Annotated in this window: 9 protein-coding genes and 1 tRNA gene; 7 read left to right on the top strand and 3 right to left on the bottom strand. The window is 65.4% G+C overall.

The genetic code is table 11. The features are described from left to right. Positions 1-209: 209 nt before the first annotated feature. Positions 210-282: transfer RNA gene (locus tag V5A20_RS12015), tRNA-Glu, on the bottom strand. 311 nt (positions 283-593) lie between these two features. Between V5A20_RS12015 and V5A20_RS12010 the strand changes: the two genes are divergently transcribed. Beyond that, positions 594-1,628, top strand: coding sequence for a foldase protein PrsA (locus V5A20_RS12010; protein WP_332315223.1), 1,035 nt, complete (start codon positions 594-596; stop codon positions 1,626-1,628). Positions 1,629-1,693: 65 nt separating this feature from the next. On the opposite strand, the gene V5A20_RS12005 is transcribed toward V5A20_RS12010, so the two are convergent. Beyond that, a complete protein-coding gene (locus V5A20_RS12005; RefSeq protein WP_332327428.1) occupies positions 1,694-2,143 on the bottom strand; it encodes a GNAT family N-acetyltransferase in 450 nt (149 codons plus the stop codon). Between the two features lie 118 nt (positions 2,144-2,261). Here V5A20_RS12005 and V5A20_RS12000 point away from each other — a divergent pair, with 118 nt between their 5' ends. The 4 genes from V5A20_RS12000 (at position 2,262) to V5A20_RS11985 (ending at position 5,662) form a co-directional block, all read left to right on the top strand. Further along, positions 2,262-2,912 (top strand): HD domain-containing protein, encoded by a 651-nt coding sequence (locus V5A20_RS12000; protein ID WP_332315221.1) that lies wholly within the window; start codon positions 2,262-2,264, stop codon positions 2,910-2,912. A gap of 121 nt (positions 2,913-3,033) precedes the next feature. After that, positions 3,034-3,603, top strand: a complete 570-nt coding sequence (locus V5A20_RS11995; RefSeq protein ID WP_332315220.1) for a DUF2480 family protein — start codon at positions 3,034-3,036, stop codon at positions 3,601-3,603. Between the two features lie 71 nt (positions 3,604-3,674). Continuing rightward, positions 3,675-4,862 (top strand): DUF2914 domain-containing protein, encoded by a 1,188-nt coding sequence (locus tag V5A20_RS11990; RefSeq protein ID WP_332327427.1) that lies wholly within the window; start codon positions 3,675-3,677, stop codon positions 4,860-4,862. A gap of 41 nt (positions 4,863-4,903) precedes the next feature. Continuing rightward, positions 4,904-5,662 carry an SDR family NAD(P)-dependent oxidoreductase gene (locus V5A20_RS11985; RefSeq protein WP_332315218.1) on the top strand — a complete coding sequence of 253 codons (759 nt, stop codon included), beginning with the start codon at positions 4,904-4,906 and terminating at the stop codon, positions 5,660-5,662. Here V5A20_RS11985 and V5A20_RS11980 read toward each other — a convergent pair. Next, the gene (locus tag V5A20_RS11980; RefSeq protein WP_332327426.1) at positions 5,659-6,471 is read right to left on the bottom strand and encodes an alpha/beta fold hydrolase; all 813 of its coding nucleotides are present in this window, start codon (positions 6,469-6,471) and stop codon (positions 5,659-5,661) included. The genes V5A20_RS11985 and V5A20_RS11980 overlap by 4 nt on opposite strands. A gap of 339 nt (positions 6,472-6,810) precedes the next feature. Between V5A20_RS11980 and V5A20_RS11975 the strand changes: the two genes are divergently transcribed. Together V5A20_RS11975 and V5A20_RS11970 are read left to right on the top strand one after the other, a co-directional pair. After that, positions 6,811-7,329: a polyhydroxyalkanoate synthesis regulator DNA-binding domain-containing protein gene (locus V5A20_RS11975; protein WP_332315216.1), complete on the top strand. Its 519-nt coding sequence runs from the start codon at positions 6,811-6,813 to the stop codon at positions 7,327-7,329. 46 nt (positions 7,330-7,375) lie between these two features. After that, positions 7,376-7,801: a phasin family protein gene (locus V5A20_RS11970; protein WP_332315215.1), complete on the top strand. Its 426-nt coding sequence runs from the start codon at positions 7,376-7,378 to the stop codon at positions 7,799-7,801. Positions 7,802-7,931 lie beyond the last annotated feature (130 nt).

Raw genomic sequence — 7,931 nt, 5'->3', positions numbered from 1 at the left:
AACGGAGAGGCGACGGACGATTCTGAGGGAGATGCCTAGCTTCGCCTCCCCCTCCTGCTTTTTGCAGTGGCGACGGTTCCCAGTCGGGGCCGTCGCCATTTCTATTTGGCCCCGCCGTGCCCAGCCCAAACCGCCCCCCAACAAAAAAAGAGGCGCTGGCCTGGGGGGAGGGAGGAGGAAGGCCAGCGCCTCGAAAAGGCGTCGTGACGTACCGCGTACGGGATTCGAACCCGTGCTACCGGCGTGAGAGGCCGGCGTCCTAGACCCCTAGACGAACGCGGCTGATCGTGTCTATAAGTCCAAATGGGTGTACATGAGGGCTCATTGCTGGTTTCGCGTTCACGGAAATTCAACCCCGGTTGGACGAATCACGCCTGTGCTTTCGCCCCCCGCACGGCTCCCGCGCTGCACCCGATGGGCCCCGCTTTTGCCCAGCCTTTCGAGAAACATGTTCGTACGGGGGGACGTGCATCCATCGATTGCTGGCAGCGGCCCGCCCCCGACTCCTTCTCTTACTCCTTCAGCCCCCCAGCGGCGCCCTGCCCTCACTCAACGCTGCCTTTCCCCAACACTCACCCGACTGCCCCGTGACCATGCACCTCCCGACTCTCTCGCGCCCCCTGCCGGCCATCGCGCTTTCTGCTCTCGTCCTCCTGCTGGTCGGGTGCGGGGGAGGAGAGAACGGCCCCAGCTCTGAAACCGCGGACGTTCCCTATCAGGTGGGAGCCTCTGTGTCCGACTCTACCGTTGCGCTCGTCGTGTCGTCCGGGTACGGGGCCGACACCCTCTCGGCCGCGCGCTACCAACAGCAGGTGCGGATGTCGATGAAGCGCCAGGCCCCCAGCCAACAATCGGAGGACCAGATGCAGGAGACCCACCGCCAGCTCATCCGTGGCTTCGCGCGCCAGCACGCCCTTCGCGGAGAGGCGACGGCCCAGGGCGTCGAGGCCGACCCCACTCAGGTGAACGCTCGCCTCGAGAAGCTCAAGCAGCGGTACGAAAGCGAGGAGCAGTTCCAGAAACAGCTGGCCCGCAACAACATGACCGTCGACTCGGTCCGCAGCCTGCTGGCCGACCAGTTCCGTCAACAGCAGCTGCAGCGACAAATGGCGGAGAACTACGAAGAGCCCTCCAGCGAAGAGGTCTCGTCGTACAGTGAGGAAAACCGACGCATTCGGGCGCAGCACATTCTGATCAAGGCCGGGGAAAATGCCCCGGAGTCGGAAGTCGACTCGGCCCGACAAGCCGCGTCGGCCCTTGTGGACAGCGCTCAGATGGACAATGTCGATTTTGCCGAACTGGCCCGGCGCCACAGCCAGGGCCCCTCCGCCCAAAAGGGCGGCGACCTCGGGTTCTTCACGCGAGACCGAATGGTTGACGAATTTGCCGACGCGGCCTACGCCCTGTCCGACTCGGGCGACGTGGCCCCCGAGCCGGTCCGGACACGGTTTGGCTTCCACGTCATTCGCCTGACCAACGCCGGCGAGCCGATGGACACGACCAAGGCCCGGAAGCAGATGGCGAAGGAGCGCCGGCAGCAGGCGGTGGAGGATCAGATCAACGCACTTTTGGAAGACGTGACCGTGCGACCCAACCCGAACATCGTTGACGCCGGGTTGCGTGAGTAGGAGGCGTGGGGCCGGGGGCCGGAGTGCAGGATCCCACACACCACCCCCCATGCCGGCACCCATCGTCACGAATCGTCGCGGCGGATCATCTCGACGTGGGGAATGCCAACCTCCTCGAAGGTCCGCCCCGTCGACTCAAACCCGAGGGTCTCGTACCAGTCTCGTAGGTGCGCCTGAGCGTGGACCAGAAACGTGTCGAACCCGGCCCGGCGGGCGTCCCTGAGAACCGTGTGCACGAGCTGCGTGCCATAGCCCTCTCCGCGGTAGTCGGAGAGGACGGCAAAGCGCTCAAGCTTGGCAACGATTTCCTCCTCGTGCGGCACCGTGCGCCACCGCGCCGTGGCTACGGCCGTCCCGTCGACCCGCCCCAGCACGTGCCGACTCGTCGCGTCGTGCCCGTCCCATTCCTCTTCGGGCGGACACGCTTGCTCCTCTATGAACACCTGCGTGCGAATGGCGCGGGCCTTCTCCCAGTCCGTCTCGCGCTGTACCGGGGTGACGTCCATGTGGGCCATCGAACAGTGGAATCGTTCGGAAAACATTTCGTACCAGACACGCGCGTTGCGGGCAGATGCTCCGACGCTCGCCGTGCTCGCCTTCACCTTGACCTTTCTCATACGCCCGCACACCGCCATGCCTTCCTCTACCGACGCCTGGGGCCTCTGGGAAGACCGCTTCGCCGACTTTCTGGACGCCCAGACCGCCGACGCGGCCCACGACCGTGCCCACATCGAGCGCGTGGCAACGACGGCCCGCCGCCTCGCCCACGAGACATCGGCCCAGATGGACGTCGTCGTCCCGGCCGCCTGGCTGCACGACTGCGTGGTCGTGCCCAAAGACGCGCCCGACCGCAAAGAGGCCGCACAGCGCGCCGCGGGCGCCGCGCGGGACTTCCTCACCGACGAGGGCTACCCCGAGCAGTGGATCCCCGACATCGAGCACGCCATCGCCGCCCATAGCTACTCGGGCGACACAGAGCCCGAAACCCTTGAGGCAAAGGTCGTGCAGGACGCCGACCGGCTCGACGCCCTCGGGGCCATCGGCATCGCCCGCTGCTTCACCGTGGGCGGCGCCCTGGACCAGTCGCTCTACCATCCCGACGACCCGTTCTGCGACGACCGCGATCCGGACGATGACGCCTACACGCTTGACCACTTTTACGCCAAGCTGCTCCGCCTCCCTGACACAATGCAGACCGAGGCGGGCCGCACCGAGGCCACGCGGCGCGCAGCTTACATGCGGTCGTATCTGCATCGACTTGGCGCCGAGATTGACGTGGACTGAACTGGCGCCTCGACCGACGCGGCCTGCCGCCCGGCCCCGCCCGAGAAACTCACGCCTCCCCGCGTCGATTCGACAACCTGACTCCGTCGCGTCTGCCTCGCACAACCAGCCCCACCCCCTCATGGAACTTGAAAACCGCGTCGCTCAGGGCGACATCGAGGTCTATAACCTGGCCGACCTCTGGGACGGCCGCTCCATCACGGAGCTCGACATCAGCATCTTCCTCGTGGAGGGCCTGATGCTAAAGGAGAAGGAGTTTCGATCGGAGGTCGACGCACACGATTGGTCTCAGTACGCAGACGAGCACGTTGCTCTGCACTGCTCGACGGACGCCATTGTGCCGACCTGGGGATACATGCTGATCGCCTCAAAGCTCCACGACGTTGCCCAGTCCACCACCTTTGGCCGAGCGGACGATCTCTTGCGCGAGTACTACGTGGCGGCGCTCGAGGCGGAGGACTGGTCGACCTACGAAGACAAGCCTGTCGTCATCAAGGGCTGCGGGGACGAGGTGGTGCCGGAGATGGCCTACGCCCGCGCCACTCAGAAGCTGCAGGACGTGGCCCGCAAGCTGATGTACGGCGAGCCCTGCTCCTCTGTCCCGCTCTGGCGCCGTCCGCAGGAGACGTCTGAGGACGACAAGCCGGACGCCACGGCGGTGAGTGCGGACCTGCCCACTCCCAATTCATAGCATCCCCGCCCGCAACGCCCCCGCCCGCGGGCCCCGAAGATGCTCAGGGCCGCTCTTCCCCTCGTGTCTGTATGTCGTCGAATCGCGCGGTCGACTCCGCTTCCGAAAGGCCCATCGGGCTGGCGCTGCTCGGACGCTTGATGCGGGGGCTCGCCCAGAGTCCGCGCTACCGCCTCGCCCGGCGCTGGTATCATCGTCACGAGACCCTGGCGCCCCCTCTTCTCTTTTTCGGGGGCGTGAGCTGGGATGTCCTCACGCTTCAGCGCATCGGCGCGCTGCTGGACAACGTCGTCCTTGGGCTCTACCTCCTGCTGCTGGGGGGCTTTGTCGTCCTCGCTCTTCTGGACCGCCACGACCGCCCGCTCCCTCCATCGCTGCAGGCCCTCAGCACGTGGTCGGTCGGGGCGATCCAGTTTCTGGCCGGTGGGCTGTTTAGCGCCTACGTGATTTACTACACGCGGAGCGCCTCCCTCACCACCGCGTCCCTCTTCCTGCTCGTCTTGGTGGCCCTTCTTGTTCTCAACGAGTGGGTCTGGGACCGCCACCGGAGCGGATACCTGCTCGTCGGCCTCTACTTTCTGGCCGTCTTCTGTTACCTCACGTTTCTCCTGCCGGTACTCTTAGGGACGATGGGGATCTGGGTCTTCCTGACGAGCGGCCTCCTCAGCGTGGGGATCGTGACGGGCCTACTAATTGCACTGCGCCTGCAAGGCGTCTTTGCACGGCTGCGGTCGTTCGTGGGCGCCCTGTGCATGGTCGGCCTCCTCTTTGGAGGGCTCGTCACCTTCTACGTCCAGCACTGGATCCCCCCTGTGCCTCTTGCCCTTCAGCATGTGGGGGTCTACCACGACGTAGAGCAGGAGGGCAGTGCATTTGTGCTCTGGCAAGAACGGGCCTCCCCTGCCGGGCTGTGGGCGCAGAACGGAGAGGACCCGTTCCACTACGCCCCCGGCGACACGGTCCACTGCTTCACGGCCATCTACGCCCCTACCGCTCTCCAAACCAGAGTCGCGCACCGCTGGCAACGCTACGTCCCATCGCGCGGCGCCTGGGTAAACACCGACCGCATCGGGTACCAGGTGGTGGGGGGACGAGACGGCGGCTATCGGGGCGTGACCTACAAAGAGCACGTGTCGCCCGGCCGGTGGCGCGTAAGCGTGGAAACGGCGGACGGGCGGCCCATTGGACGCGTTCACTTTGCGGTCGTGAAGGCGGACTCCTCCGACACGCCCACCGCCACGCCCCACCGATATCCATAGTCTTTCGACGCGCACACTCTTCTTCGAAGACCCTCCCTGTCATGCAGATCGACCTCTCCGACCAGACCCTTCTCGTCTCCGGCGCCAGCCGCGGCATCGGCCGGGCCATTGCTCTTGCACTAGCAGACGCCGGTGCCACAGTGGCCGTCCACTACGGCCGCAGCGCCGACGCCGCCCAGGAGGTCGCCGCCGCTTGCGGGCCCGACGCGCGCCCATTTCAGGCCGATCTCACGGACCTCGAGGCCACCGACCGTCTCGTCGACGACGTGCTCGACACTTACGACCGCCTTCACGGCCTCGTTCTGAACGCGGGCGTCGCGCGGTCCATGCCCCTTGCGGCCGACACGGCCGACTGGGCCGCCGACTGGGACGACACGATGCACGTCAACCTGCGGGCGCCCGAACTGCTGTGTCGGCACGCCCTGCCCCACTTTCAGTCCGAGGACGGCGGACGCATCATCAGCGTTGCTTCGCGGGCGGCCTTCCGGGGCGACACCCCCGACTACATGGCGTACGCCGCTTCGAAGGCCGGATTGGTGGCGCTCACGCGATCCATCGCCCGCGGATTTGGGGCGGACAACATCAAGGGCTTCACGGTCGCCCCCGGCTTTACCCGAACCGACATGGCGCAGGACTTCATCGATGAATACGGGGAGGCCCACGCTACGAGTGACCTCGCGCTCAACGAGCTGACCGAACCCGCGGACGTCGCATCGGTCGTCGTCTTCCTCGCCAGCGGCCACGCGGACCACGCCACCGGCACCACCGTCGACGTCAATGCCGGCAGCTATGTGCATTAATTCGGCCACAGCGCGTCGCGCTGGTCCTCCACCCGATCTAGAAAGTCATCGACGAGGGCATTGAACGCATCCGGTCGTTCGACCGGCACCGCGTGGCGGGCGTCGCTCACGACGGCAAGCTCGGCTCGCGGCATTCGGGCAACCATTTGCTCCTTCTCTGCCACCGGGGTGTAGTCTTCATCCGAGGACACCACCAGGGCCGGCACGTCGATGCGGCCGAGGCGGTCCGCGACACTCCACCGCATGATCGCGTCCATCGACCAGAGGTAGGCCTGCCTGTCATTTTGGGCCCAGCGGCGGACGAATTTGCGTCGGAGCTCGTTCTGGCCCGGCTTTACGAACAGCTTGCGGGCGAGCAGTCGCCCCACGCGCCGCATGCCGAGTGCCTGTACCGCCAGCCGCCGCGAGACGTAAAACCACACATCGTGCCACGAGTGGAGCCGCATGTCGGCGACGCTGTTCACCGCCACGAGGCCGCGGAGAAGCTGGGGCGCGCTCGCGGCCAATTCGAGGGCGACCATGCCCCCCATGGACAGGCCCACCACGTGCGCGGGGACCGCCGCACGCTTCCGTAAAAAGACCGCGACGTCCCGGGCAAACTGGGCGATGGAGTACGGCCCCTCTCCTCGCTCGGAGTGGCCGTGGCCCCGTAGGTCCAGCCGAAGCACGCGGCCTCGCTCGGCAAAAGGGGAAACCTGTGCAGCCCAGTCGCGGCTGCTCGACCCCAAGCCATGTATGAACAGAAGGGGGACGCCCTGTCCCCGATCGGTGTAGTAGAGACGCGTATCGTCGACGGCGTGATAGGGCATACGAACCGCAAAACGTTTACCGAAAGCCAATACCAAAAGCCAATTGGTCGAAAGACTCCGGGGACGGGGCTCTTTGCTACTTCCCACGCTCTCGACGCGTTCGGCATCCCCACGGTCCAACTCCGATGGGCGGGGCGAACATCCGAGCCCTTTTCTCGGAGGATCTACTTTTGGGGGAGCGAAGGGCCTCGAGAGCCCCAATCGAGTGCCCCGTCCCACGGCCCCAACTTGCGCCGGCCGAGCATTTGGGTAACCGTCGGGATCAATTTGTAACGCGCTGCGTCAAAACCGACGTGTGAAATTGATGCATTGCGTTACGAACGGCTCATTGCTTTGCCCATGGCCCGACAGATCAAGCGGTACGACAACCGAAAGCTATACGACACCGAAACGAGCGAGTACGTGTCCTTGAGCGATGTCGCTGAACTCGTGCGGCGGGGCGATACCGTCGAGGTCGTGGACAAGGCAACCGGCGAGGACATCACGGCTCAGACGCTCACCCACATCATTCTGGAAGAAGGAAAACGCGGCTCGCCCGTCATCCCGTCGGACCTCCTCCACACACTGCTTCGTCGCAGTGGCGAAGCCCTCGATACGGGGCTGGGCCAGATTCGGTCGACGGTCGACGACCTCATGGAGCGCTCGTTGGGCCAGCTCAAGCGGCTCGTTCAAAGTCCCCGAAAGCAGGAGCTCGATGAGCTCCGGCAGCAACTGCGTGACCTAGAGCATCGGTTGTCTATTCTCCTTGAGGACTTGGATGACCATCGGCTTGAAGACTCGAACGCACACCCGTCCTCCCGGGAGGCTTCCGGGCAGCCGTCTTCGCCGGAGTCCCTTCGTCCGCGCTCTCGAGAGTGAGCCTCCCCTTTCCACCCGCACTGTTCACAACCAATCATTCTACGCCATGACGACTGAACACGACCCCTCCCCCTCTGACACCCTGCAAGACGAACTGACCGAGCGCGGCCGCGAGGTATGGCTGGCCGGCCTCGGGGCCTTGGCCACGGTCGAAGAAGAAGGCACCAAGCTCTTCAACCAACTCGTGGATCGGGGGCAAGAGTTCGAGGAAGAGCGCCAGGCCGAGCTCGAAGAGGCCACCGAAAAGGTCCGCGAGCAGAGCGACGAGGCCCTTGCCCAACTCGAAGAGGCTGGGGAAGAGACCCAGTCCATGCTCGCCGATTCCGTGAAGGCGGCCCTGGAACGCTTCGGGGTCCCGACTCAAAAAGAAGTCGATGACCTGGCCGATACGGTCAACCGCCTGTCCGAACAGGTCGAGGAGCTCGCGGAGCATCTTGCAGAAGCCGACGAGTCTTCCTCCGATCCGGCGTAGGTCCCGCCCGGTCGCCCACTTGCGTTCGACGCGGAGGAGTCCCCCGTGGCAAAGGACTCCTCCGCGTTGATTTCCGAGAGCATCGTCTCGCGCGTGCCCGGACGGACTGCTCTCGGAACCGCTTTCCCGA

Source organism: Salinibacter sp., from assembly GCF_036626415.1.
Classification (GTDB): domain Bacteria; phylum Bacteroidota; class Rhodothermia; order Rhodothermales; family Salinibacteraceae; genus Salinibacter.
The sequence above is the reverse complement of the archived record's forward strand: the minus strand, read 5'-3'. Positions and strand labels throughout refer to the sequence as shown.